Annotated in this window: 22 protein-coding genes; 16 read left to right on the forward strand and 6 right to left on the reverse strand. The window is 63.0% G+C overall.

Features of this window, described 5'->3' with window-relative positions; translation table 11 throughout:
* The first annotated feature begins 24 nt into the window (after positions 1-24).
* Positions 25-2331, forward strand: coding sequence for a DUF6020 family protein (locus H6A15_RS06315; RefSeq protein WP_204672906.1), 2307 nt, complete (start codon positions 25-27; stop codon positions 2329-2331).
* A 513-nt stretch (positions 2332-2844) separates the two neighbouring features.
* Positions 2845-3831 (forward strand): hypothetical protein, encoded by a 987-nt coding sequence (locus tag H6A15_RS06320; protein WP_204672907.1) that lies wholly within the window; start codon positions 2845-2847, stop codon positions 3829-3831.
* Between the two features lie 633 nt (positions 3832-4464).
* On the opposite strand, the gene H6A15_RS06325 is transcribed toward H6A15_RS06320, so the two are convergent.
* The 3 genes from H6A15_RS06325 to H6A15_RS06335 form a co-directional block, all read right to left on the reverse strand.
* The gene (locus tag H6A15_RS06325) at positions 4465-5124 is read right to left on the reverse strand and encodes a potassium channel family protein (RefSeq protein WP_204672908.1); all 660 of its coding nucleotides are present in this window, start codon (positions 5122-5124) and stop codon (positions 4465-4467) included.
* Positions 5125-5133: 9 nt separating this feature from the next.
* Positions 5134-5787, reverse strand: coding sequence for a potassium channel family protein (locus H6A15_RS06330; protein ID WP_204672909.1), 654 nt, complete (start codon positions 5785-5787; stop codon positions 5134-5136).
* 151 nt (positions 5788-5938) lie between these two features.
* Positions 5939-8872 (reverse strand): cation-translocating P-type ATPase, encoded by a 2934-nt coding sequence (locus tag H6A15_RS06335; RefSeq protein WP_204672910.1) that lies wholly within the window; start codon positions 8870-8872, stop codon positions 5939-5941.
* 333 nt (positions 8873-9205) lie between these two features.
* Here H6A15_RS06335 and H6A15_RS06340 point away from each other — a divergent pair, with 333 nt between their 5' ends.
* The 7 genes from H6A15_RS06340 (at position 9206) to H6A15_RS06370 (ending at position 14671) form a co-directional block, all read left to right on the forward strand.
* Positions 9206-10012, forward strand: coding sequence for a YebC/PmpR family DNA-binding transcriptional regulator (locus H6A15_RS06340; RefSeq protein ID WP_204672911.1), 807 nt, complete (start codon positions 9206-9208; stop codon positions 10010-10012).
* A gap of 242 nt (positions 10013-10254) precedes the next feature.
* The gene (amaP, locus tag H6A15_RS06345; protein WP_204672912.1) at positions 10255-10803 is read left to right on the forward strand and encodes an alkaline shock response membrane anchor protein AmaP; all 549 of its coding nucleotides are present in this window, start codon (positions 10255-10257) and stop codon (positions 10801-10803) included.
* On the forward strand, positions 10790-11221 hold the full coding sequence (locus H6A15_RS10670) for a DUF2273 domain-containing protein (protein WP_342635827.1): 432 nt from the start codon (positions 10790-10792) through the stop codon (positions 11219-11221). The genes amaP and H6A15_RS10670 overlap by 14 nt, the downstream gene beginning before the upstream one ends.
* Before the next feature lie 66 nt (positions 11222-11287).
* Positions 11288-11863, forward strand: coding sequence for an Asp23/Gls24 family envelope stress response protein (locus H6A15_RS06355; protein WP_204672913.1), 576 nt, complete (start codon positions 11288-11290; stop codon positions 11861-11863).
* Positions 11864-12201: 338 nt separating this feature from the next.
* Positions 12202-12951 carry a methionine ABC transporter ATP-binding protein gene (locus H6A15_RS06360; RefSeq protein WP_204672914.1) on the forward strand — a complete coding sequence of 250 codons (750 nt, stop codon included), beginning with the start codon at positions 12202-12204 and terminating at the stop codon, positions 12949-12951.
* Entirely contained in the window at positions 12944-13699 is a 756-nt protein-coding gene (locus tag H6A15_RS06365; protein ID WP_204672915.1) for a methionine ABC transporter permease, read from the forward strand. The genes H6A15_RS06360 and H6A15_RS06365 overlap by 8 nt, the downstream gene beginning before the upstream one ends.
* Before the next feature lie 105 nt (positions 13700-13804).
* On the forward strand, positions 13805-14671 hold the full coding sequence (locus H6A15_RS06370) for a MetQ/NlpA family ABC transporter substrate-binding protein (RefSeq protein ID WP_204672916.1): 867 nt from the start codon (positions 13805-13807) through the stop codon (positions 14669-14671).
* Between the two features lie 251 nt (positions 14672-14922).
* Here H6A15_RS06370 and H6A15_RS06375 read toward each other — a convergent pair whose 3' ends face one another.
* Positions 14923-16188, reverse strand: coding sequence for an amidohydrolase (locus tag H6A15_RS06375; RefSeq protein ID WP_204672917.1), 1266 nt, complete (start codon positions 16186-16188; stop codon positions 14923-14925).
* 116 nt (positions 16189-16304) lie between these two features.
* Here H6A15_RS06375 and H6A15_RS06380 point away from each other — a divergent pair, with 116 nt between their 5' ends.
* The 6 genes from H6A15_RS06380 to H6A15_RS06405 all read left to right on the forward strand — a co-directional run bounded on the left by H6A15_RS06380 (position 16305) and on the right by H6A15_RS06405 (position 22744).
* Positions 16305-17198, forward strand: a complete 894-nt coding sequence (locus H6A15_RS06380; protein WP_204672918.1) for a hypothetical protein — start codon at positions 16305-16307, stop codon at positions 17196-17198.
* Positions 17199-17392: 194 nt separating this feature from the next.
* Positions 17393-17680, forward strand: a complete 288-nt coding sequence (gene groES, locus H6A15_RS06385) for a co-chaperone GroES (RefSeq protein WP_204672919.1) — start codon at positions 17393-17395, stop codon at positions 17678-17680.
* Positions 17681-17735: 55 nt separating this feature from the next.
* Positions 17736-19373 (forward strand): chaperonin GroEL, encoded by a 1638-nt coding sequence (gene groL / locus H6A15_RS06390; RefSeq protein ID WP_204672920.1) that lies wholly within the window; start codon positions 17736-17738, stop codon positions 19371-19373.
* A gap of 519 nt (positions 19374-19892) precedes the next feature.
* Positions 19893-21158: a 4Fe-4S dicluster domain-containing protein gene (locus tag H6A15_RS06395; protein WP_204672921.1), complete on the forward strand. Its 1266-nt coding sequence runs from the start codon at positions 19893-19895 to the stop codon at positions 21156-21158.
* Positions 21159-21261: 103 nt separating this feature from the next.
* The gene (gene ychF / locus H6A15_RS06400; protein ID WP_204672922.1) at positions 21262-22338 is read left to right on the forward strand and encodes a redox-regulated ATPase YchF; all 1077 of its coding nucleotides are present in this window, start codon (positions 21262-21264) and stop codon (positions 22336-22338) included.
* A 25-nt stretch (positions 22339-22363) separates the two neighbouring features.
* Positions 22364-22744 carry a DUF1648 domain-containing protein gene (locus tag H6A15_RS06405; RefSeq protein WP_204672923.1) on the forward strand — a complete coding sequence of 127 codons (381 nt, stop codon included), beginning with the start codon at positions 22364-22366 and terminating at the stop codon, positions 22742-22744.
* Positions 22745-22761: 17 nt separating this feature from the next.
* On the opposite strand, the gene H6A15_RS06410 is transcribed toward H6A15_RS06405, so the two are convergent.
* Positions 22762-23391, reverse strand: coding sequence for a hypothetical protein (locus H6A15_RS06410; RefSeq protein WP_204672924.1), 630 nt, complete (start codon positions 23389-23391; stop codon positions 22762-22764).
* Positions 23392-23504: 113 nt separating this feature from the next.
* On the opposite strand from H6A15_RS06410, the gene H6A15_RS06415 reads away from it, so the two are divergent.
* A complete protein-coding gene (locus H6A15_RS06415; RefSeq protein WP_204672925.1) occupies positions 23505-23723 on the forward strand; it encodes a helix-turn-helix domain-containing protein in 219 nt (72 codons plus the stop codon).
* A 95-nt stretch (positions 23724-23818) separates the two neighbouring features.
* Here H6A15_RS06415 and H6A15_RS06420 read toward each other — a convergent pair whose 3' ends face one another.
* A complete protein-coding gene (locus H6A15_RS06420; protein ID WP_204672926.1) occupies positions 23819-24859 on the reverse strand; it encodes an asparaginase in 1041 nt (346 codons plus the stop codon).
* Positions 24860-25038 lie beyond the last annotated feature (179 nt).

The following is a 25038-nucleotide window of genomic DNA, read 5'->3' on the forward strand; positions in this document are numbered from 1 at the left end:
CAGGGAATAAGGCGGATCGAGACGATGGCGGAAAAACGACGTTACCCCCTTGCCCAGACGGTGGCATCTTTTGCTCTAGCGATCCTTTGCACCGCGGCGCTCTCCATGGATGCGACCGCGGTGACGCATGCGGACATCATGGATATCGACCCCACGGCATCGGGCGCCCTGTATATCTGCTATGAGGTGCTGCTCTCGTTTGCGGGCCATGACGGCGCGATTCCCCTGCTTGCCCTTGCCATCTTGCTTACCTTTCCGGTGCGCTACGTGTTTTTCGGCAAGCGGGATTCCTGGCGTCCGTCGGTGGTCCTGCCTTCGGTGTTCTTTGCGCTATGCATGGTGTTCGGGCGCAGCTATGACCTTACCGACAGCGCCCAGCTCGCCATAGGAGGCATCAGCCGCGTCATCGAGTCGCTTATCTCGGGTGCCGGGTTTGCCCTGCTCGCGCATACCGCGATCTATCTCGTCTTCGAGGGGTTTGATTGGCTTGGCGAGCACCGCGTGCCGTTTAGCGAGTCTAGATACGGGCGTGTCTGGCAGGTGCTCGACACGCTGCTCAACCGTCATCCCTTCGTGTTTCCGCTCCTGTTGATCTTGGTTTGCTGGGCGCCCACGTTCATCGGGTCGGCCCCGGGCGTATTTATGGGGGACACCGGCGCGCAGATTCGCCAATGGTTCAATCTTCCCAACGGGACCAGCGACTACCTGAATCTCGTAAATCCCGACGTGTTGCTCAACGGGCATCATCCTGTAGCGCACACCGCCCTGCTCGGCGGCTGCGTGCAGCTGGGCATGGCGCTGTTTGGCGACGAAAACCTGGGCGTGCTCATGTACACCACGCTCCAGTTTGCGCTCAGCGCGATGGCGATTGCCTATGCGGTCAGCTCGCTGAGGCGGCTTGGGGTGAACCTGCTGGTTCGGGCGATGGCGCTTGGGTTTTTCGCCTTCATGCCGCTCTTCTCAAACTATGCGGTGCTGATCACGAAGGACGTGTTGTTTGCCGACGCCTTTTTGGTGCTCGTCATCCAGACGGTGAAGCTGTTGGTTCCGGGGGGAATGGCATGGCGCACCTTGCTGGGAACGGCCGCTCCCAAGGTGAGGGGGCCCTTCGCTCCCAAGGTGTACGAGCCCCTGCCCGCTCCTGTCGCCGAGGCGGCTCTCGATGCTTCGGCAAGCGAGGAGGGCCATGCGGCGCTTGAGGGCGGTCTTTCCTTCAGGGGGTTCGCGGCGCTTATGTATTCGGGCGTCGTCGTGCCGTTTACTGCGCGCGATTGGTTCTTGCTCGCCGCCGTCGCGTTGGGCTGCACCTTTCTGCGTAACGGTGGCATCGTGTTTCCGCTTGCCTCATGCGCGCTCGTGGCGGCGTTCTGCCTTTTCGATGCCCGCAGGCTCGCCGGCTTCTCAGCGTTGCCGGGAAGGCCTGTCGCATCGTCTGCAGATATCCGGGCTCACGGCACCCATCTTCGTCGCGCAGCCGCGGGCGCGCTGGCCGTGCTTCTCGTGACCGCGGGGGCCCAGCTTGTGTTTTCCAAGGTGGTCATGCCTGCATGCGACATCACCCCGGGCAGCCGCCGCGAAGCACTCTCCATTCCCTTTCAGCAGACGGCCCGGTTTGTTCAGAAGCACGACGGAGCCAACGCCGGCATCGAGGGGGGCTCCTCTGACGGCTTGGTGACCGAGGAGGAGCGCGCCGCCATCGACGCGGTGCTGGACTACAGCACGCTCGCGAGCCGGTATGATCCCGACAAGTCGGATAACGTGAAAAACGAGTTCAACGAGGACGCCACCGCCGAAGACCTCGCGGCGTACTTCCGCGTGTGGTTCGAGATGTTCTTCAAAGACCCCGCCTGCTACGTCTCTGCGTTCGCCAACAACTATTTCGGCTACTTCTATCCCAGCACCAAGGATGCCTGGATGTATACCACCTCTTCAAGTGCAGAGGTGGAGTCGCGTGAGATCAATCGGCGCTACTTCACGTTTCACCGTATGGAGAGTCCGGTCGTCGCGGCATGCGACAGCGCCGTAAACCTGTATCGCACCGCTGTCCAGCGCATACCCCTGCTGTCGCTTACCTTGAGCTCGTCGTCGTATGTGTGGGTGCTGTTGCTGATCAGCGTCTACCTGCTGCGCGGACGTCAATGGCGCACGCTTGCCGCGCTCGTCCCCCTGTGGGGCGTGCTTGCCGTCTGCCTCATCGGTCCCTGCAACGGGTCGACCTACATGCGCTACCTGTATCCCATCATTCTTGCGCTGCCCTGTATGGTCGCGGTGGCCCTTACCGGGGCTCGACCGCTGTGGCGCCCCGCGCGCAGCGACGTCCGCGGCCGCTAGGAACGCCGCCTGCGTTCGTGGACGACAAAGCCTGGTTGTTGGCGATGCCCTCGCTCCCTAGGAACACAACCATCCGGGTGCTCTTCATAAGAACGAGCAATGGGTCGGGCGCATCCGATTTGACCGTATCGTCGACGGGGTTATGAATGGCCTGCCCAGCATGCGTGTGAACCGACCATCCTCCGCTGTGCTTGCGGTTTTGATTTCCGATGCATGCAATTTGACGATGGAGATGGAGATGCCGAAGAGGCTGCGGCGCGCTTCACCTGAATGATGCCTTGGCGGCGCAGGCGTTGCGGTCCACAAAGATTATCTATCGAGATACAGGACTGGTCTTGTAGCATATGCCGATTTGTTTGCAAGTTGAATTCTATTGTTGAGCAGGCACATTGCTTGCCAAGGATGACCTGCTTGAAGCGTTCGAGTTAGATTTGGGAGAGAAGCCTGTAAGGCCGGGTTCAGGGCTTCTGCTCTGGCCGCTGCTCGGCAGACATGCCATGTTAAGTTTGAGACATGATGGATACCTGTTTGTTTGGCATATCTGCTTTCGAGGCGCTTTGTGCGAGCGATACGCTGCCGTTTGACCTTTATGGGCTTCCGCGGACGGCGAAGCGCTCGGCTACCGGTGTGCCACGGCTTGGAGAGATCGATGCCCAGCTGAAGGCTCTGGGCGTTGTCGGCCGTCCCCTGCACGTATTGCTCGATAACGATGCATGCTCCCGCCGCTCGTCCGACGTCGTCTGCCACGTTCTGACGAAGCAGCTGCCTCCGCGTTCGCTCATTCGCTGCGATTCGAATTTGCTGGTGCCAACGCCGGAGCTGTGCTTTTTACAGCTCGCCGATTCTCGCTGCGCGAATGTCGGTTCGAGCTGCCTTTCGCGTGAAATCGAGCTGGTTCTAAAAGGTTTTGAGCTTGCAGGGGAATATAGGATGGACGCGATGGATCCAGATGGGTTCCGCACCATCGAGCGCCCTGCGACCACCGCTGAACGAATGCGGCAGACGCTTGCTCTTTGCACGCGCTTGCGGGGCATCGCGCTTGCCCGGAAGGTTTTATCGTCGGTGCAGGATAACGCGCGATCGCCCGGGGAAGCGGCGATGGCGCTGTTGCTAACCGGCCCGCGCCGTCTGGGAGGCATGGGTTTCCCGCGGGGTGTGCTCAACTGGCCGATTCAGACCTCTTCTGGCCTTAGGAAAGTCGACCTTGGATGGCCATGGTTGCGAGCCGGCCTGGAATACAAGGGGAGGAAGTACCATCCAGAGGGGCGTGCAAGCGTTGACGACCGAAGAGAGAACAGTATTACCGGCAGCGGGATTACGCTGTTGAACGTTTGGTATGAAGATTTGGCAAGCCCATGGCTTTTTGACCAACTGGTCCATGACATCTCGCGGGTTTTGGGATTGCGCGTGCGAATACGCGACGAACAATTCTCGTACCGCCAACGAGTCCTACGCTCGCTCGCTCTTCCGCCGCTTAGACGATACGACGATATGCTGTGAAGGTACGATTTGGCGTCCTTCTGGAATGGCCTCGGCGTGGTGCTGACGAGATTGTGCCAGGCAAGCTGTGAGGGGTCGGGAGATGCGACGGCGTTCCTGCTGAATGGCGTCAGATGAGCGATGTCTGCGCCGCATGGTCAAATTGCCTGTTCCCTGGGCAGAAGACGTGCATGCAGATGGTGCGCGCGGTCAAATTGGATGGGCTCTGGGCACGGGCTGCGCGACCAGCGATACTGAGTGGTCAATATAGTGGACCGCTGGGCAGGCGGCGCATCGATAGAGGGGTTATCACGAGGTTGGCAAGCGATGTTCTGCCCAGCGAAGCGATGAGATTGCCCCGAGCGTCAACGGGTTCGCATCTTCTTTGCCCAGATGTCGTCCTAGGTGACCATAAGGTCCGGGCTGTTGATGTCTCCCTGCCCAGCATTCGACTTAATTGACCATCGAGCTGGGGCGCTGTACCGCATGTGCCCAGCAATCATATCGATTGACCAAAAAACGCACGGGCCGCAGCGGAACGCCGCCTGCGGGCGGAAGGCCTTTCGAGGACGGGGCACATCGCACCGCGCGATGTGCCAAATGCAAAAGGCGGGCGCACGGCTCTTTGCCACGCGCCCGCCCATGTGTCGCCGCTTAGGCGAACAGTCTCCGGATGGCGTCGCGGCCATCCCCGTTGGTGAAGAGAATGGCTTCATCGTCCGCCTGGAGGACCGTGTCTCCGTTGGGAACGGTTATGTCGCCCTTGTGGTCCACGGCGATCACGATCGTCTGGTCGGGAAAGATGATGTCGCGCAGCGCCGATCCGTCTACCTGAGAGCCTGCGCCAACATTTGCCTGGACGATGCTATGGTCTCCACGCCCTAGGCGCATGAGGGTGTAGACATCGCGCAGGTTCATGCCCTCGAGCACGAAGCGGGCCATGATGTCGGCTTGGTTTACGCCGACGTCCACGCCGTTCGCAGGCGTGAACATCCATGCGTTGCGAGGGTCGTTGACGCGGGCGACCACCCTGGGCACGGCGAACTCCATCTTTGCGAGCATGGAGATGACCAGGTTGACCTCGTCCTCGCCCGTCACGGCGACGACCACGTCGGCCATGCGGACGCCTGCGCGCTCAAGTACCTGCGGGTCCGACGCGTTGCCGCACACTACGGTGCAGTCGGGGCGGACGCGGCGGACGCGCTCTGCATCGCCCTGCCTCGCCTCGATGATGGTGACGGCCTCTCCGTCTTCCTGAAGACGGCCGGCCAGGTGCGTTCCCATCTTGCCGCCGCCCACTACGATGATCTGCATATGGATCGCCTACTCTCCCATTCCGAGCATCTGCTTGAATTTGCGGCTCGCCGATGTGGCGACGACTGCATAGATGATGTCCCCCTCAGCGAGCACGGTGCCCTGCGTGGGGATGAACGTCTCGTTGTTGCGCGAAACGCTCACGACCTGCACCTCGCCCACGGCGGTCAGCTCGCGCACCGTGGCCCCGTCGAGCAGCTTGGGCACGTCGGCGCGCACCAGGCGCACCTCGCCCGACCCGATGTCGTAGATGCCGTCAAGCTGCTGGTAGGTGAGCAGCTCGCAGGTGCGGGCAACGCCCCAGGCGTTGGGCGAGATGGTCTGGATGTTCAGCCTCCGATAGGTTTCCGCCTTGGACAGGTCATGCAGGCGGGCGATGACGCGTGGCACGCGGAACGTGCTGCGGGCAACGTGCGCGACAACGATGTTCGCCTCGTCGGAACGCATGCAGGCAACTACGGCGCTTGCACGGTCGATGCCTGCCTCTTCGAGCACGGCGCGGTCGAAGCCTACGCCGCAAATGCGCTTGCCGGTGCATGAGGGGTCCAGGGCATCGAGTGCCTTTTGGTCGCGGTCGACTGCCGTGACATCGAATCCCTGACGGCTGAGGCGGGCCACCAGGCCTGCGCCCATGAAGCCGACTCCCACCACGATCACGTTCATTGACTATCACCTCTCGAATGAGCTATTGGGTCGTTCTGGATTGCTATCGATTGCATCTTGCTACATACCTTATCTGGACAATGCCGTCCGGCTCTCGAAAGAGCGGGCCGTCTGGCCCCGATGCTGCCGGGGCCGTGGCGGGCGAGGCCGCCTAGCGGGCAGCCTTTGCCGGGGCGGATGCGTCGTGCGCATGCATGCGGCGCACGACGAGCTTGCGCACCTCCTCGATGGCAAATACCACGAAGGGGATGCATGCGAGGAAGACGTAGTCCTGCCAGCCGAGCGGCGCGGTGTGGAACACGCCCTGGAGCGGCGGGAATATGGTGAGAAACACAATGAGCGCGATTTCGAACACGATGCCGAAGAGGATCTTGCGGTTCGAGAACAGGCCGATCGAGAAGACCGACGCGCGCTCGGTGCGGCAGTTCATGACCTGGCCGATCTGGGCGAACACGATGCCCGCGAGGGTCATGGTCGTCGCCTGCACATAGACGGGGTCGAGGTCGTTGCCCAGGCCTGCCAGCGGCAGCGCGGGCCAGCCGTTGAGCAGGTTCACCAGGAAGTAGCCCGCCATGGCGGCGGCAGAGCCCATCATGCCGTACCACAGGAACGCCTTGCCCAGGACGCGCTTGTTAAGCAGGCGCTCGTTGGGATCGCGCGGGGGCTGGTCCATGACGGTCCCCTCGGGAGGCTCGGTTCCCAGCCCGAGCGCCGGAAGCAGGTCGGTGCCCAGGTCGATGGTCAGGATCTGCATGGTGGTAAGCGGCAGAGGCACGGCTCCTCCCGAGAGCAGGTACACCGCGGAGGGGACGGCCTCAGGCGCGTTGGAGTTCAAGATATACAGCAGGAACTTGCGGATATTGCTGTACACGGCGCGGCCCTCTTCGATGGCGGCGACGATCGAGGCGAAGTTGTCGTCGGTCAAGATCATGTCGGCCGCTTCCTTGGCGACGTCGGTGCCCGTGATTCCCATGGCGACGCCGATGTCCGCCTTCTTGAGCGCGGGCGCGTCGTTCACGCCGTCGCCGGTAACGGCGACGATCTCTCCCATTTCCTGCAGCGCCGTCACCACGCGCAGCTTCTGCTCGGGCGCCATGCGCGCAAAGACCACCTGCCCGCGCAGCTTCTCCTTGAGCTCGTCGTCGGACATCTGGGCGAGCTCGAAGCCCGAGACGACCGAGAGGTCGTCGCCTTCGACAATGCCGATGCGGCGGGCGATGCTCGCTGCGGTCAGGCCGTAGTCGCCCGTGATCATGACGATCCGGATTCCGGCGCGGCGGCACTTGGCGACGGCGTCGGCGACTTCGGGGCGCGGCGGGTCGAGCATGACCTCGAGACCGACGAATACCAGGTGGCACTCGATGTTTTCGGGCGTGTAGTCGCTCATGGCGACGGGTACGCCTTCGGAGCGCGCTGTGTCGTCGATCGCTCGGTAGGCGACGGCGAGCACGCGCAGGCCGTCGGCCGCATAGCGGTCGTTGGCGTCCATGATGCGGGCTCTCAGCTCATCGGTGAGCTCCACCACCTCGCCGTTTACGCGGATGCGCTCCGAGAGCTTGACCACTTCGTTGGGAGCGCCCTTTACAAAGGCGACGGTGCGCGCCCCATCGAGCGGGTCTTCAAGTGCGTGCACCGTGGTCATGCGCTTGCGGCGGCTTTCAAAAGGCAGCTCCTTCACGCGCGGCATGCGGCCATCGAGCTCCGCCGGATCGATGCCGCCCTTCTGGGCGGACACGATGAGGCAGGCTTCGGTGGGGTCGCCCATGACCTCGTAGCGGCCGCCCTCTTCCTCGGGGGCGTGCAGGCGCGCGTTGCCGCACAGCAGCCCGCCTTCGAGCAGCAGCTCGAGGTCGACGTCGTCCACGGCACGATAGCGCTTGCCCTCAGACTCGATGAACCCTTCGGGCGCATAGCCCACGCCCGTGACCTCGTAGGTGCGCGCTGCGGTCCACAGGTGCTTGACGGTCATCTCGTTTTGGGTAAGCGTGCCGGTCTTGTCGGTGCAGATGACGCTCGTAGATCCGAGCGCCTCGACAGAGTTGAGCTTTTTAACGAGGGCGTTTCGTTTGCTCATACGCTGGACCGCCATGGCCAGCGAAAGCGTCACGGTGGGCAGCAGGCCTTCGGGGATGAACGCCACCACCATGCCGAGCGAGAAGATGAACGCCTCGGCGAAGGGGTTGTGCACCACGAAGATGTTCAGCGCAAAGAATGCGAGCCCCATGGCCGTGGCGAAGATGGTCACCTGCTTGGTCAGGCGGTCGAGCTCTCGCTGGAGCGGGCTTTCGGCGTCCTCCATGTTTTGGGTGAGGCTCGCGATCTTGCCGAACTCGGTGTCCATGCCGATGCGCAGCACGATGGCGCGCCCGTTGCCCTCCGACACGCTTGTGCCAGCGAACACCAGGTTGGGAATCTCGGCAGGGGAGAGGCCCTCCTCCAGAACGGCGTCGGCGGTCTTGCGCGAAGGCGTGGACTCCCCGTTGAGGGTGGATTGGTTCACCTGGAGGTCGGAGCTCGAGATGACGCGGGCGTCTGCGGAGATCTTGTCGCCCTCGGCGAGCAGCATGATGTCGCCGGGAACCAGGTCCTCCGCCAGGATCTTCTGTTCTTGCCCGTCGCGGATGACGTTGGCATAGGCGGGAAGCATCTTCTTGAGTGCCTCGGTCGCCTGGCTGGCGCGGAACTCCTGCCAAAAGCTGAAGACGCCGTTGATGACGTTTACCAGCCAGACGGCGCAGCCGAGCTCAGGCATGCCCGCGACGAACGCGATGATGCCTGCGACCCAGAGGAGCACGGCCATGAGGTGCGTGAAGTTTGAGAGGAACGCCACGATGGGCGACTTCTTCTTCCCGCTTTGGATGAGGTTCTTGCCCAGCTTCTGTTGGCGCGCCGCCGCCTCTTTAGAGGTGAGGCCGCCCCTGCCAACATTCAGCTGGCCAAAGACGAGGTCGGTTGTCATGCGTCGGATTTCATCAAGCGGACCCGCAGCCCCCTTGGCTGCAGATGTCCGCGCCGCCAAGCTCGCGTTGGCTTTGGCGGAAGCGTCCGTCGCCCCCTGCGACGGCACGCCCGTGCGGCTTTCCATGAAAGCTCTCCTTCCCACGGTCAGACGGCCTGTTTCATCCGCCTGGCGAGAAAAAGTGGAACATGGCCATGAGGGGCTCGCGCGCCGCTCCCTCGTGGTTGGCATGGCATCATAGCCATCTGCCGCAGGGGGTGCAACACCTTTTTTCAACTTTTTCTGACGAACGGCAAGAATCTGTCAACGGCGCCCGTACAGCGTGCGCTTTGCATGACGTGGCCGAAAAGGTCTGTACCGCGCTGGGCAGGCGGTATATGATACTGGACCGTGTGTTTATCAAGTGATTGGCCGCCTGGGATTGAGCGACGGCCATGGCATGATACGAAGGAGAGTCGCATGTCCGGACATTCAAAATGGGCTACAACAAAGCATCGTAAGGGCGCGCAGGACGCCAAGCGCTCGGCGCTCTTCTCCAAGCTGAGCCGCAACATCACCGTGGCGGCTCGCCTCGGCAACGACCCCAACCCGGACAACAACGCGTCGCTTGCCGCCGCTGTGGCCAAGGCCAAGGCGCAGTCCATGCCCAAGGACAAGATCAAGTCCGCCATCGACAAGGCGTTCGGCGCCGGCGCCGATGCCGCCGTGTACGAGAACATCGCCTACGAGGGCTACGGCCCCGCTGGCGTTGCCGTCTATGTCGAGTGCCTCACCGACAACCGCAACCGCACCGCCGCCGACGTTCGCTCCGCTTTCAGCCACTCCGGCGGCAGCCTGGGCACCACCGGCTCGGTTGCCTTCCAGTTTGAGCGCAAGGGCCAGATCGTCATCTCGAAGGAGATTCTCGACACCGAGTCCAAGAAGGAGGCCATGAAGCCCAACGGCGCCGCTGGCGACGAGGACGAGTTCATGATGGCCGTTGCCGAGGCCGGCGGCGAGGACTACGAGGATGCCGGCGAGGAGTGGATCGTCTGGACCGCTCCGGGCGACCTCATGGCCGTTTCCCGCGGCATCGAGGAGCAGGGCGTCGAGGTCAAGGGCTCTGAGCTCACCATGGTCCCCACCACCCCCACGGCGGTTTCCGGCGCCGATGCCAAGAAGGTCCAGCGCCTCATCGACCGTCTCGAGGAGCTCGACGACGTCCAGGATGTCTACAACACCATGGACATGACCGACGAGGTCATCGCCGCTCTCGAGGAGGAGTAGCAGCACGTCTGCGCCAGCAGACGCCGGCGAAGCCTTTGTCTGCATCCTTCTGACGCGGCAGGGCGCTCGCCGTCGCCTCCACATATGACAAATGCCTTAAGCCGGGCCCGCGAGCACGCTTGCGGGCCCGGCTCCCTTTATAATCGTTCACTGCCGGCCGCGCGTCCCGTCGACGTCGCGCCGCATGAGGTGTGCATGAGGCGCCTCGCAGGATTCACACGACGTTGGCGGAGGAGGACCGCGTGCGCATCGTCAAAAAGATCTTGGCGACCATCTACCTCGTCGCCGCCGTCATGGTGATCGGCGGATTCGCGGGCATCACCTTTGGTCCCTTTACAGGGCGTTTCGAGCGAGTTCTCGAGATTCCTGCGGCACGCATCGCGCTCATCGTGGCGCTTGCGGTGCTGGGGATCGGCGTTCTCGTCACGGTGCTTCGCACCTTTGTCGCGCGTCGTGAGCCCGATTGCATGAGGGCAGGCGGCAACCCCGACATCGAGGTGACGCTCGCAGCGCTCGCTTCCATCGCCCGTACCGCAGCGGAGACCGAGGACATCATGGTCGAGTCGGTGCGCGGCAAGGTGCAGGGGCGCGACCGATCCGAGGTACGTTTTGTCATCGAGGCCATCGCATTCACCGACACGGGCCTAGAGCCGCTGGCCCAGCGAATTCAGGACAAGGTGCGCAGGGCGTGCGAGGAAATGCTCGGCACCACGGGCGTCACGGTGCGGGTGCGGTTCTGCCCCAGCAAGACCACGGTCGTCTCCAGGGAGGTTTCTCGTGAGCAAGGATAAGAAGGTTCCCCAGCCGTCCATCGAGCAGCCGCTCGATGAGTTCTCTTCAGCCGAGGGGGCGCGAGCGGACGCTGCCGAGGCGAGCGGCGCGAGCCGTGCGAAGGATTCGGCATCGAAGGCATGGGCCGCGGCGGGCGATGCTGCGCGAGCGGCTGCAAGCTCGGAGGACCTGCAGAATGCCGTGGGCTTTATAAAGGGCCTTGGCGCCACCGCCTGGAAGTACGCGGGGAGCCATCCGTATACGGTCTTTTATGGCTTCGTGGGCCTGGTGCTCGCGGTGCTCATCTTGACCATCGGACTGTGGGACACGATTGTGATCGCGGTGTTTGTATGCGTCGGCGCCATGATTGGACAGATTCGCGACGGGGATAATGGAATCGTCAACTTCTTTAGCCGCCTTATCGGTGGCAGGCATTAGACACGACGACGCACCGGCGCCCGACGTCGGAGCGAGCGGCGCGAATGCGCCTGAGAGGAGAGCGGGATGACGAGCAACGAAACCGATGCCAAGGTCGACGAGCAGCTTCTTGAGGCCGAGCCGGCGACGGCGGACGACGCCCCCGAGGTCGATGCCGCCCAGCAGGAGGACGACCTTTCCGAGGCGGATTCTGCTTCAGATGGCGACGGGGACGACGGTGACGATGAGGACTACGACGACACCGAGGACTCGCTGACCTATTCGAATGGCGTGATCGAGAAGATCGTGGCGATCGCCACGCGCGAGGTGCCGCATGTCTTGGGCATGAAGGGCAACCTCATGCATTTCGTTCAGGAGCAGTTCGGCGCCGAAAACCTCACGAAGGGCGTCTCGGTCGAGGTTACCGACGACAATCGCGTCATCGTGAACATCTCCGTCATCATCGAGTACGGCTGCTATGCCCCGGCCATCTTCGAAGATGTGAAGGAGCGTGTGACGCGCCGCCTCGTCGAGATGACCGGCCTCGAGGTTGCCGGCATCAACCTTCGCATCGAAGACGTGGTGACGCCTGAGGAGTACGAGGCGAGCCGCAAGAAGTTCATCGACAACCTGAAGCGCGAAGAAGAGGCTGCGACCGCCTAGAGCTCAGGCGGCTCGAGAACAGAGAGCGAACGTATCGACGGGGTCCTTGTATCGGCTGCGGCACGAGGGCCCCGTCGCGTTGCGCCACCGCCGCGCCACGCGTTACCGAGTGGAAACAACGCTTGCGCCGCATCGCGGGCGCTGCTAACCTAGTCAGCATGATTACTACCGCTGCACATATCACGATGATGATGGTCATGGAGATGCCCTCGCCCGGGCACTTTGCCATGCCGCGAAACCATCGCGTGCATGGGGAGACCGGGCGCCTTCGTTAGGTCGTCTCCGGCGGGAGGCGGCCCGCCTTCTTACGGACCATCTCATCGAGCGGAGTTTCACTCGTGATTGAAATCAAACACCTCACCAAGACCTATGGCGATGCCGAGGACGCTCCACGCGCTCTCGACGACGTCTCTCTCGAGATCGCCGACGGGGACATCATGGGCATCATCGGCATGAGCGGCGCGGGCAAGTCCACGCTCGTGCGCTGCATCAACCTGCTCGAGCGTCCGACATCCGGCGAGATCATCGTCGACGGCCAAGACGTCACCGGCCTTTCGGGGACCTCGCTGCGCAGCTATCGGCGTCGCGTCGCCATGATCTTCCAGAGCTTTGGCCTGCTGTCGCAGAAGACGGTTCTTTCCAATGTGTGCTTCCCGTTTCTTGCCGCGAACGGCAAGGTCACGCCGGAGAACCGCGAGCGGGCGCTGGAGCTCTTGGACATGGTGGGGCTGCGTGAGAAGGCATCGTCCTATCCATCACAGCTTTCCGGAGGCCAGCAGCAGCGCGTGGCGATTGCCCGCGCCCTGGCGTGCGACCCTGAGTACATCCTGTGCGACGAGGCCACCTCGGCGCTGGACCCGGCGAGCACCAATACCATTTTGAAGCTCTTGCGCGACATCAACCGCAAGACGGGCGTCACCGTGATCGTCATCACCCACTCCATGGGCGTGGTCGAGAAGATCTGCCACAACGTGGCGGTTCTGGAGCATGGCCGCGTGGTCGAGCAGGGGAGCGTGGCGGATGTGTTCGCCAACCCCCGTTCGAATGCTGCCCAGGTTTTGCTGGAGAGGGTTGATTGGGATGCCTAACGAACTCGTTGCCTTCGTGAACGAATATGGCGAGCTGCTGCTTGAGGGCACGGTCGCGACGGTCATCATGCTTCTCGTGCCGACGATCATCTCGTATGTGATCGGCGTTGCCCTCGGCGTGGTGCTCTACCTCACCGCTCCGGGGTCGCTCAGGCCCCATCCCAAGCTCAACGCCGTTCTCGGCTGGGTGGTCAACATCTGCCGCTCGTTCCCGTTCATCATCCTCATGATCTCGATCATTCCGGTTACCCGCATCATCATGGGAACGTCGACAGGCATCATGGGCACCATTCCTCCGCTCGTGCTGTCCACGTCGCCGTTCATCGCGCGCATGGTCGAGCAGTCGCTCGCAGAGGTTCCGCGAGCCAGCGTCGAGGCCGTCGAGGCATGCGGCGCCAGCACCCCGCGCATCGTGTTCTCGGCGCTTCTGCCCGAGGCGCTGCCTTCGATCGTGCGCGGCGTCGCGGTTACGCTCATCGCCGTGCTTGGCTACACTGCCATCGCGGGCGCGGTCGGCGCCGGCGGTCTTGGCGACATCGCCATTCGATATGGATACTATCGCTACCAGACCGAGGTCATGATCGCCGCCATCGTCATTCTTGTGGTCATCGTCCAGGTGATTCAGAGCGTGTGCGATGTCGTTGCCCGCAAGGTCGATCATCGCTCGCAGGCGGCTGTCTCCGCATCCGAGAAGCGCTCCCGTCGCGACCGCTCCCGCGCCATGCGCGCCAACGTCGGCCGGCACTAGCGATTGCCACCATCTTCTGTCGTCTTCTTGAACATCCGATTATTGAACATCCGATTCGTTCGAAGTACATCGTGTCCGGATATTCCGGATTGGAAAGGAACTACCATGAACCTCACCACCGCTTCCGTCTCCCGTCGCTCCTTCCTCGCCGGTGCCGGCGCCCTTGTGGCGGCTGGATCTCTGGCAGCATGCAGCAACGGCTCCGAGGGCTCGGGCTCCGCTGCCGCCGTGGACTCCCCGGTCACCCTCACGGTCGCCGCCTCTCCGAGCCCCCATGCCGTGATCCTCAACGACTTTGCCGCTTCCCGTCTTGCTGACGAGGGCATCGAGCTTGAGGTGAAGGAGTACACCGACTACATCCTTCCCAACCAGGACACCACGTCGGGCGACGTCGACGCCAATTACTTCCAGCACATCAACTACCTCAACAACTACAACGAGGAGAACGGCACCGACCTGGTGAACGTGGGCAAGATCCACTTCGAGCCCATGGGCGTCTTCCCCGGCAAGTCCTCCGACATCGACAACATTGCTGACGGCGCCACCATCGCCGTCCCGAACGACCCCACGAACGAGGGCCGCGCGCTGCTGCTGCTCCAGGACCTCGGCCTCATCACCCTTGACGCGGACGCCGGCATCACCGCGACGCCGAACAACATTGCCGAGAACCCGCACAACATCCAGTTCTCCGAGCAGGAGGCCGCCGCCCTTCCGCGCACCGTCGCCGACGTCGACTTCGCCGTCATCAACGGCAACTACGCCATCGATGCCGGGCTCGACCTGGCCGATGCCGTTGCCCAGGAGGACGCAAGCTCCGACGTCATCCAGGAGGAGTACGCCAACGTCATCGTGACCACGTCTGACAAGGAGGACGACGAGCGCATCGCCACGCTCGTGAACATTCTGCAGTCCGATGAATTCAAGTCGTTCCTGCAGGAGACCTTTGGCGACGCTGTTCAGGCTGCGTTCTAGTCACGCTCCAGCGCCGGGCGAGGTCCAGCGGACCTCGCCCGGCGGTCCTCAGCAGACTTCTTGTGCAGAATGGACGCCTCGAGGAATCTTCTTATGCAGAATGGCCGCTAAGCCCTTGAATTTTGGGTCTTAGCGGCCATTCTGCATAAGAAGTCTTTCTGAGCGTCCATTCTGCACAAGAAGCTGCGCTTATCCCAAGGCGGGTTAAGCCTTGGGATCTCGGCGCCGAGCCCGAGGAAGGCGCCGCCCGGCTATTCGGCGAGGTAGTCCACGGCGTATTGGGCGGTGAGCATGGTCCCTTTTACGAGGACGGACTCGTCGACTTTGTAGTAGCACGAATGCTGCGCCCAGGTGGCCCCGATGGCGGGGTTGCGTGTGCCTACGAATGCGAGGACGCCGGGCACATGCTGCAGGTACATCGCGAAATCCTCGCCGGAGAGCGTGCCGCGGTAGCGTCCGACGGCGGCGGGTCCCAGCACCTTTTCGATTGCGTGGGTGCAGCGCGCCGAAGCCGTCTCGTCGTTTTTCACCGCGGGGTGCGCGACGGTGTATTCGGTGAGCTTTGCCTCGGCACCGAGGGCCATGGCGGTGTGGGTGCAGATGCGTTCGATAAGGCGGGGCATGGCGTCATGCGCGCTGTCGTGATAGGTGCGTACCGTGCCGGCGAGATATGCCGACCCAGCGATGACGTTGCGCGCCGTTCCGCCGTGCAGTTCTCCGATGGTCACCACGGCAGGCTCGTATGGCGACAGGTCGCGGCTGACGATGGTCTGGAGGTTGTTGACGATCTCTGCCGCGGCGATGATTGCGTCCGCGCCGCGTTGCGGCATGGCGCCATGACAGGAGGTTCCGGTGACATCGATGCGGAACCAGTCGGTGTTTGCCATGCGGGGGCCGGGCTCGCATGAAATGGTTCCAGCGTCCACTTCGCTCCAGATGTGGAGGGCGAAGGCGCCGTCGACGCCGTCGAGCACGCCCGCGTCGATCATCATCTGGGAGCCCTTGCCGTTTTCTTCCGAGGGTTGAAACACCACGCGGATCTCGCCGCGCAGCTCGTCGGTCATCTGCGAGAGTACGCGGCAGGCGCCGAGCATCATGGCGATATGGCAATCGTGGCCGCAGGCGTGCATGATGCCTTCGTTCACGCTGGCAAAAGGCTCGCCGGTCTTTTCGGCGACATGCAGGGCGTCAATGTCGGCGCGGAGCATGAGCCGCCGGCGTGCGGTCCCGTCTGGTCCGTAGGCGTCTGGCGCCGTACCCCGGATGGTGGCGACAAGTCCTGTGGCGAGCGGCCGCTCGTAGGCAATGCCCATGGCGTCAAGCTCGCGCGCGATGGCGTCGGTCGTCTCTATCTCCTCGAGGCTGGGCTCAGGGTGCTGGTGGAAATGGCGTCGCCGGTCGATGATATAGGGCTCTAATGCCAGGGAGAGGTCGCGAATGGTCTCAGATACCTTCGCATCGGCTCCTGCTGCGCTGCGCTTGCAGCTCACCCGTCCCGTCTCTTCCGTTCGCTCCATGTCGCCAGCCAATCTTTTGGTGCCGTATACTTGTCGCAGCGCGCGCCGCGCCACTCCCATCATAGGCCCTGTGTCCGGCTGATGCACGGGGCTGTAACATAAGGAGAGAAAACGCTATGGACCTCGACGACATCTTGGACGGTCTTAGGGCGGATCGCTCGCTCGGTGCATCTGAGTTTTCCGGCATGACGGCGCAGGCCGTTACGGCAATGTATCGAAAGCGCGTCCTATGCGCGCGGGCGCTGGGACTTCTCGACATCGCGCTATTTGCGGCTCTGGCATTTTGGAGCATCGGCGCCCACCAGCTGCTGCTCTATTTCGTGTCGATTGCTGGCATTTTTGCGCCGGCGTTGGTGGCCCGGCCGTTCATCAACAAGCTGTTCGAGCGCACGCTCGATATCATCAACCGCGACTGCGACACCGCGAAATTTCGCGGCTTCCTGGAGCAGATGGCGTCGCGGGCCATCCTGGGTCGCACCAAGCGTCAGGCTGCTTGCTATCTAGCAGTGTGCGACATCTTTGACGCGCGGTGGACGGATGCGCTGGAGCGTCTCGGGGGAGTATCGTTCGGCAAGCGCAGCCCGATGCGCTTTCAGCTCATCAACACTCGCCTGCTGTCTTATCAAGCGCTGGGGATGACGGATAAGGCCGTGGCGGCGCTTGAGGATATGAGGCGCATGCACGGCGACATGCGCAAAGGCACCGCCATCGAGCAATTGATGCGGCGAAGCATCGGGGTCGCAGAACTCCGGCTGCGTGATGTCGAGAGCTGGAGCGAGGAGGATGCGGCGTTTTTGCTCGCGTGCGGGCGTGAGGCGAGAAACCATCGCGAGCGCGTCGAGTTCGCACTTGCCATCGCACGCTATCTCGTCGCGCGCGGAGACGCCGAGGGTGCGCGCACGCTGCTCGATCTGGACCTTTTGGGACCCATTGCGCCCAACGCAGAGCATGTGCGCGCAGAGCTTGCGAGCCGTGTGGCGCAGGCATGCCCGCAGTCGCCCTCGGCGTGACGGGCTTTGACCTGCGCATGTGCGTCGCAGGTTCCCTGCGCCCTTGCGTACCACAAAATCTAAGTGCCTAAAAATAAGATTTTTTGCTTCATCGTTGTATAAGTCCAAAATCATGGGTACTATTCACAGCGTACGTAAAGGCATGGATGGCCCGGGCGCGCTGTTCCGGGGCACCAGCAAAGGAGGAATCAAGAATGAGTCTCAAGCCGCTTGGAGATCGCGTTCTCATCAAGCCCGAGGCAGCCGAGCAGAAGACCGCTTCCGGCCTCTACATTGCTAGCAACGCTCAGGAGAAGCCGCAGCGCGGCGAGGTCGTCGCCGTGGGCGCCGGCAAGCTCAACGACAAGGGCGAGCGCATGCCTATCGATGTGAAGCCGGGCGACACCGTCATCTATGGCAAGTTTGGCGGCAACGAGGTCAAGGTCGACGGCGAGGACTACCTCCTCATGCGTGCCGACGACATCTACGCGATTGTCGAGTAGCGTCGCGTTCTAGCCCAATCTATCGCAACATCATCTGTTATGGAGGAATGCCAAAATGGCTAAGGACATTACGTTTGATACCGCTGCGCGCACCAAGCTCGCCCGTGGCGTGAACAAGCTGGCCGACGCGGTCACCGTTACCATGGGCCCCAAGGGCCGCTACGTTGCGCTCGAGCGCAGCTACGGCGCGCCGACGATCACCAATGACGGCGTCTCCGTCGCCAAGGAGATCGAGCTCGAGGACAAGATCGAGAACATGGGCGCCCAGCTGGTGAAGGAGGTCGCCACCAAGACCAACGACACCGTGGGCGACGGCACCACCACCGCGACCCTGCTTGCTCAGGTTATCGTGAACGACGGCCTGAAGAACGTCGCTGCCGGTGCTAATCCGCTCGCCATTCGCCGCGGCATCGACAAGGCCGTTCGCGCCGCCGTCGACGAGATGAAGAAGCAGGCCCAGCCGGTCGAGACCAAGGAGCAGATCGCCTCTGTCGGCACCATCTCCGCTGGCGACCCCGAGGTCGGCGCCAAGATCTCCGACGCCATGGATGTCGTGGGCAAGGACGGCGTCATCACCGTCGAGGATGGCCAGACCTTCGACATCACCATCGACACCGTCGAGGGCATGCAGTTCGACAAGGGCTACGTCTCTGCCTACTTCGTGACCGACAACGACCGCATGGAGTGCTCGCTCAAGGATCCCTACATCCTGATCACCGACCAGAAGATCTCCAACGTTCAGGACATCATGCCTGTGCTCGAGGCTGTCTCTCGCGCCGGTAAGAGCCTGCTCATCATCGCTGAGGACATCGAGGGCGAGGCCCTGCCGACGCTCGTGCTCAACAAGATCCGCGGCGCCCTCAACGTGTGCGCCGTGAAGGCCCCTGGCTACGGCGACCGTCGTAAGCGCATGCTCGAGGACATCGCCATCCTCACCGGTGGCCAGCCCGCCCTCGACGAGCTTGGCATCAAGATCGCCGACATCACCGCCGACATGCTGGGCACCGCCAAGACCGTGACCGTCACCAAGGACAACACCACCATCGTCGGCGGCGCCGGCTCCAAGGACGCCATCGAGGACCGTGTCGCCCAGATCAAGGCCGAGCTCGAGCACACCGACTCCGAGTTCGATCGCGAGAAGCTCCAGGAGCGTCTGGCCAAGCTCTCCGGCGGCGTCGCAGTCATCAAGGTGGGCGCTGCTACCGAGTCCGAGCTCAAGGAGATCAAGCATCGCGTCGAGGACGCCCTGCAGGCGACCCGCGCTGCCGTCGAGGAGGGCATCGTTGCCGGCGGCGGCGTGGCCTTCATGGACGCCGCGCCCGCGCTTGACTCCCTTGAGGTCTCCGACCCCGAGGAGCAGATCGGCATCGACATCGTCAAGAAGGCGCTGACCGCTCCTGTCGCCACCATCGCCAAGAACGCCGGCTATGAGGGCGCCGTCGTCGTGGACAAGGTCGCTTCGCTGCCCGCCGGCCAGGGCCTGAACTCTGCCAACGGCGAGTGGGGCAACATGATCGAGATGGGCGTGCTCGACCCGGTCAAGGTCACCCGCACCACGCTCCAGAACGCTGCCTCCGTCGCGTCGCTCATCCTCATCACCGAGGCCACCGTCACCGATGTGCCGAAGAACACCCAGCTTGAGGATGCTATCGCCGCTGCGACCGCTGGCCAGCAGGGCGGCGGCATGTACTAAGCCGTAACGGCTTAACGCTTCCTTCTGAGCCCCGCGGTGCTTCTCCGCGCGTGGTCCTCGGCCTTCGGCCTGAGGAGAACGCGCGGCGGAGGCGCCGCGGGGCTCTTGCGTTATTCGCTCGCGTGTTCATCCGCGCGCCGGCAGCACCGACATCGACGGATGGCTCTCGGCGGAAGCCCGCGGGTCTGCCGTGCTTTCTGCACGTACGTGCATGCGCGGGATTTGTCATCCATCGAGCGGATCAGATGCCTGCCAAAGGGCACGCCTCGCTTCTAGGGCGGATCGGGGCTTCACGTGTGCTGCGGACCATATTCAAGTAAGCTGTCTCTGGTTTTGGTCCAATCGGCCGCTTGGCACGAGTCCAGGCGCCATGCCGTGTCCTTGTTACGTGTTCACGGTGGCGCTGCGGGTGCTTGGAGCGGGACGTTGCCGTACAATAGTCGAATTGCCTGGACAGTATCGTCGCGTCGGCATCGTGGTCGCACGGTGCCGCGCGTAGCACGGGGAGGACGACGCCCAATGGCGCAGCAGCACGACCTGTTCGATGACATCATCGATATCAGCAAGGGATTCGAGAGCCTTAAGGACCCGCTGGGCGGTCTTACCGACGCGTTTTTGGGCAACACCGATCCAAAGGCGCCGGAATGGAACCCCGCCGATTACAAGGAGCGCCCCCGTGCCAACTCGCTGCCATGCCTGGCGTGCAAGTCCGAGAAGAGCTCGTGCAAGAAGTGCGTGGATATCTGCCCGGTAGACGCCATCGAGATCGAGGACGGCGGCATCGAGATTCGCGATACCTGCAGAAAGTGCGGATTGTGCGTTGCGGCGTGTCCCACCGAGGCCTTCGTCTCGCCGCGTCTGCAGCCCAAAAAGTTCTACGACGCGGTCGCGCGGGCGGCGGCGTCGCATGAGACCGCCTATGTCACCTGTACGCGCGCCCTGCGCCGCATTCCGAAGGAGAACGAGGTCGTCATCGCCTGCGTAGGCGACGTTACCGCCGAGACGTGGTTCTCCATCCTGGTCGACTATCCCAACGTGAGCGTATACCTGCCGCTCGGGATCTGCGACAAATGCAAGAACTCCCAGGGCGAAGAGATGCTCGGCGATGCCATTGCCACGGCAGAGGAATGGGCGGGCGCGGGCATGGGGCTCGAAGTCGAGCAAAAGGCCCTCACGTGTAAAAAGCGTCGCGAGTTCGAGCGCAAAGAATTCATGGACAACATCATGCGGACCACAGGCCTTACGGTGTCGAAGCTCAACCCGGCAACCGCCGCCATCGCAAGCGTGGCGCAGCGCCTGAAGGACCATTCAAGCCAGATCTCGCAGCTTGAGCGGACGCTTGCGCGCGCGACGGGCACCACGACCCAAAAGCGCCGTCGCATCCTGACGCAGGGGCGTCAGCTCATGCTGTCAACGCTTCAGTCGAATCCCGAGCTCGCGGAAAACATTCGGGTGACCACGCCGGAGTGCGATTTTGCAAAGTGCACCATGTGTGGCGAATGCGTGCGCGTCTGCCCCACCCATGCCTGCGACCTGATCGGAGCCGGCCGCTTTGCGTTGGAGCCCGCCTTCTGCATCGGTTGCGGCCTGTGCGTCGAGGTGTGCGAGGAGCACGCTCTCGCCATGGTCGAACACGACGGAAGCGAGCTCGTGGTGCCTGATCCCGAAGCTGAGAAAAAGGCTGCCGACGCCGCAAAGGCTCACGCGGAGGCCGAAAAGGCGAAGGCCGAGGCGAAGAAGAAGATCAGCGCCGCGCTCGATAAGGTAGAGAAGCTCGCGGATTAGCCTTGCGACGGACCGGGGGACGGCGCCCGCGTACCGCGAGAACGCCGTTTGGCCTACAATACATAGGCTAGACAGTTTCACGCTGACCAGAGAGGTGAACCTCGTGGCGCTTTCCATCGGTATCGTCGGCCTGCCCAATGTGGGCAAGTCGACGCTCTTTACCGCACTTACCAAAAAGGGCGGCCTTGCTGCCAACTATCCATTTGCGACCATCGACCCCAACGTGGGCGTGGTGGATGTGCCCGACGACCGCCTGCAGAAGCTTGCCGACATGGTACACCCCGGGCGCATTGTGCCCGCTACGGTCGAGTTTGTTGACATCGCCGGCCTGGTCAAGGGCGCCAACGAGGGCGAGGGCCTGGGCAACCAGTTCCTTGCGAACATTCGTGAGACCGATGCCATCTGTGAGGTGGTTCGCTACTTCTCAGACCCCAATGTCATGCGCGAGGTGGGGCGCACGGGCGAGTTCGTCGATCCCGTGGCAGACGCCGACACCATCATGACCGAGCTGATTCTGGCGGACTTGGGGTCGCTCGAGAAGCAGCTTCCCAAGCTGGAGAAGGACGCCAAGCGCGACCATGAGCTTGCGCCGAAGCTCGCCGTGGCAAAACGTCTGGTCGAGTGGCTGAACGACGGCAATCGCGCCGCGAGCATGGAGATGACCGACGAGGAGCGCGCGGCTGCGAAGAGCCTGTTCCTGCTCACCATGAAGCCCATCCTGTATGTGGCCAACGTCGATGAGGACATGCTTGGAAAAGAGCTCGATCCCATCGATGGCGTCACGCCCATCCCTATCTGTGCCAAAGTGGAGGCGGAGCTCTCCGAGCTCGATCCCGACGAGGCCGCCGAGTATCTCGAGACTTTGGGGCTTGAGCGTCCGGGCCTGGAAGTTCTTGCCCAGGCTGCCTACAGGCTGCTCGGCCTGCAGTCGTTCTTTACGGCGGGCGAGATGGAGGTCAAGGCCTGGACGGTTCGTCAGGGTGCCACCGCCCCCCAGGCGGCGGGCGTCATCCACTCCGACTTCGAGCGCGGCTTCATCAAGGCCGAGGTCATCGCCTACGACGATTACATCGAGCTTGGAGGCGAGCAGGGGGCTCGCGCGGCGGGAAAGCTGCGCATGGAGGGCAAGGACTACGTGATGGCCGATGGCGACGTGGTCCACTTCCGCTTTAACGTGTAGACGACCGGCAGACGGAGACCAAACGATGTTTCGATATGGCAAGACAAACGGGTACCTGGCGATCGCCCTTATCGTTCTGGGCATTCTGCCGATAGTGCTGGCGCTTTTCATCGTGCCCCAACTGCCTGACACCATCGCCACGCAATTTGACTCTGCGGGCAATGCCACGCGCTGGATGAGTCGCACCGACCTGATCTATGTGCCGGTGCTTTGCCTGTTGTTGAGCGGGGCCACCTGCTTGACGGCATTTCGGCAGGCGCGGCTGTCGCTTGATTCTGAGGTGGTCGCGGGACTCACGTTTCGGCGGTATATCCGCAACGGGCTTGTGACATCGGTTATCATCAACGTGCTCAATGGATACATGATGTTTTCCGCCGCCACGGGGACGGCGTTCTTGCCGTTCTAGGGCGCGCATCGACAACGCTATAGCATCTGAAGGCGCTCCGTCAGCTGGCGGAGCGCTTGCGTAAGGCCGCCCTGGTCGCGTGGGGGAAACGTCTGCCGAGCCACCGCTTCGCACGTCGGTCCCGATCCGCGCAGCGCCCAGGTCGTGTCCGCCTCGAGGGCGAGGGGAGCGTCGAGCGGCGTGGCGGCGACCACCAAGATGCTGTCGAGGCGCCCTCCGAGCCGGCTACATGTCTGGGCGAGCATCGCGGCGCCCGAGTCCGCAAGAGGGGGCGCAGCCGGGTCGAGGGAAATGATGGGTGCCAGCTCGAGCGCCGCGCGAAGACGAGGGTCCGACACGGCCCCAACGAGCCTTTCTGCCTCATAGGCGGTGGCAAGGACGAGCGGGGTATTGTAGTTCACCAGCTCGGCGAGCAGCGCTTCTTCTTGTAAGGATAAGGTCGGGCCGCCAGAGGCGGGGTCGTCGATATCTAGAACTGCGAGATCCGGGATGAAGGCCTGGGCGTCTGGACGCGCCGAGTGCTGCGGGCGCGCCACGTGCTGGGACTCGTGGCGTGCCGGGGCCTGGACGCCCCGGGCGGGGCATCCGAAGACGAGCCGACGGGACGATGGGCTCGGCGGCGTGCCGCACCATGCCGCGCTTGCCATGTCTATCGTTTCAGGGGCACGGGGGTCCATGTTCGTGGAACCTCCTATGCAGTTTGCATCAACGTAAACTATATTTTACATCCATAAGGGCGCGCGCCCGCACACTCAAGCCTATGTGCGAGCGTCTTCAACAGATTGTCGGCCGCAACGTGCGAACCGAGCGCGAGCGGCAGGGCCTCACGAAGGTCGAGTTGTCCCTGATGGCTGGAGTGAGCCGTCAGTACCTCGACCATGTCGAGGCGGGAAAGGCCAATCTCTCGCTCCGTATGGTGGACAAGCTGGCGAATGCGCTCGACACGCCTGCCTTCGAGCTGCTGCGGGAGTTGTCCTAGCCCTGGCATCGTTGGATGACGCATGCTGTGCCATGCCTGGTGCGCACGGCGGATGCGCGGAGATGTCGCTGGCGCCGCGACAGGGCATGGCGCGCCTATGCGGTACGGTCGTGGTTCACGGGCCGCAAGAACAGCTTGCGGATCTCTTCGGGGTCGCTTGTCTGTCCGAGCGCCCACATGGTCTTCGCCACGATGGCCTCGGTAGTCATGTCGTCGCCGCGAAGGATGCCCGGATGTTCTGCATAGCTGCGCCCGACCTCGTAAACGCCGAGGTCGAGGCCCTCTTCAGGCACCTGGGTGGTCATGACCACGGTGCGTCCCGACTCGACCCAGCTAAAGATCGCGTCCTTATACGATGGCCCTGACGCGCCGTAGTCAGGAATGCCGCCCAGGCCAAAGGTCTCCAGCACCACGGCGTCATATCCTTCGCGCAGAAGATCAAGAATATGCGGGTCAAGGCCCGGAGTGAGCTTGAGCACCGCCACGCGGTCGTTGATGGCGCGATACGAGCGCAGCTTTGTCGGCGTGGAAGAGGTCGGCCTAAGGAATGCCGCACCCTGGCGAAGGAAGCCCTCGTCGCCGCTGCGCACGATGCGATCGTTGCGAATGTAGGCGAGCGGCGGGAAGTTGACGCTGCTGAAGGCGTTGGCGCTCATAGTGCGCTGCTTGCGCGCACGCGTGCCGGCGATCACGATGCCGCCGAAGACGATGCGAACGTCATGTGAGTGGTCGTCAACGGCGTAGAGCAGGCTCTGGTAGAGGTTCAGCTTGGCGTCGGTGAACGAGCTCACCATGGGGCGTTGCGAGCCGGTCAGGACGATCGGCTTGGGGCTTTGCTGGATCAGGTAGGAGAGCGCGGCGGCGGTGTATGCCATGGTGTCGGTGCCGTGCAGGATCACAAAGCCGTCGTGGTCCGCGTAGTTGTCGACGATGACGTCGCGGATGCGCAGCCAGTCGGCAGGACGCATGTTGGTGCTGTCGATGTTCATGGGCTGCACGACGTCCAGATTGCAGAGCCCCTGGATCTCGGGCACGCAGGCGGCGAGTTCCTCGCCGGTGAGTGCGGGGGAGAGTCCGTTGCCGGCTTCGGCGGAGGCGATGGTGCCGCCGGTGGCTATGAGGAGGATGTTCTTCATGGGAGTCCGATCGTTTGAGGCCTGCTTTCCTTATTGTGGCACAGCTTGCGGCGCCAGGTCTCCCGAGAGGGCGAGGCAGGACCCGCGGAGCGCCCTTGAGGCCTTTGCGTGCTTGTATGCCGTGAAGCGAATCCGATCGCGGGGACCGCTGCTTCGCTGGAACTCTCGTGCAGGGGTCA

Origin of the sequence: Enorma phocaeensis (assembly GCF_016901575.1) — a bacterium.
GTDB classification, from domain to species: domain Bacteria; phylum Actinomycetota; class Coriobacteriia; order Coriobacteriales; family Coriobacteriaceae; genus Limicola; species Limicola phocaeensis_A.

Coding starts and splice junctions, on each gene's coding strand:
- H6A15_RS06380 (WP_204672918.1), top strand. CDS start 16,305: ATGGACCTCGACGACATCTTGGACGGTCTTAGGGCGGATCGCTCGCTC.
- H6A15_RS06410 (WP_204672924.1), bottom strand. CDS start 23,391: ATGGCAAGCGCGGCATGGTGCGGCACGCCGCCGAGCCCATCGTCCCGT.
- H6A15_RS06325 (WP_204672908.1), bottom strand. CDS start 5,124: ATGCAGATCATCGTAGTGGGCGGCGGCAAGATGGGAACGCACCTGGCC.
- H6A15_RS06320 (WP_204672907.1), top strand. CDS start 2,845: ATGATGGATACCTGTTTGTTTGGCATATCTGCTTTCGAGGCGCTTTGT.
- H6A15_RS06405 (WP_204672923.1), top strand. CDS start 22,364: ATGTTTCGATATGGCAAGACAAACGGGTACCTGGCGATCGCCCTTATC.
- H6A15_RS06375 (WP_204672917.1), bottom strand. CDS start 16,188: ATGGAGCGAACGGAAGAGACGGGACGGGTGAGCTGCAAGCGCAGCGCA.
- H6A15_RS06355 (WP_204672913.1), top strand. CDS start 11,288: ATGACGAGCAACGAAACCGATGCCAAGGTCGACGAGCAGCTTCTTGAG.
- H6A15_RS06370 (WP_204672916.1), top strand. CDS start 13,805: ATGAACCTCACCACCGCTTCCGTCTCCCGTCGCTCCTTCCTCGCCGGT.
- groL (WP_204672920.1), top strand. CDS start 17,736: ATGGCTAAGGACATTACGTTTGATACCGCTGCGCGCACCAAGCTCGCC.
- H6A15_RS06315 (WP_204672906.1), top strand. CDS start 25: ATGGCGGAAAAACGACGTTACCCCCTTGCCCAGACGGTGGCATCTTTT.
- H6A15_RS06415 (WP_204672925.1), top strand. CDS start 23,505: ATGTGCGAGCGTCTTCAACAGATTGTCGGCCGCAACGTGCGAACCGAG.
- H6A15_RS06395 (WP_204672921.1), top strand. CDS start 19,893: ATGGCGCAGCAGCACGACCTGTTCGATGACATCATCGATATCAGCAAG.
- H6A15_RS06340 (WP_204672911.1), top strand. CDS start 9,206: ATGTCCGGACATTCAAAATGGGCTACAACAAAGCATCGTAAGGGCGCG.
- H6A15_RS06420 (WP_204672926.1), bottom strand. CDS start 24,859: ATGAAGAACATCCTCCTCATAGCCACCGGCGGCACCATCGCCTCCGCC.
- H6A15_RS06365 (WP_204672915.1), top strand. CDS start 12,944: ATGCCTAACGAACTCGTTGCCTTCGTGAACGAATATGGCGAGCTGCTG.
- H6A15_RS06335 (WP_204672910.1), bottom strand. CDS start 8,872: ATGGAAAGCCGCACGGGCGTGCCGTCGCAGGGGGCGACGGACGCTTCC.
- H6A15_RS06330 (WP_204672909.1), bottom strand. CDS start 5,787: ATGAACGTGATCGTGGTGGGAGTCGGCTTCATGGGCGCAGGCCTGGTG.
- groES (WP_204672919.1), top strand. CDS start 17,393: ATGAGTCTCAAGCCGCTTGGAGATCGCGTTCTCATCAAGCCCGAGGCA.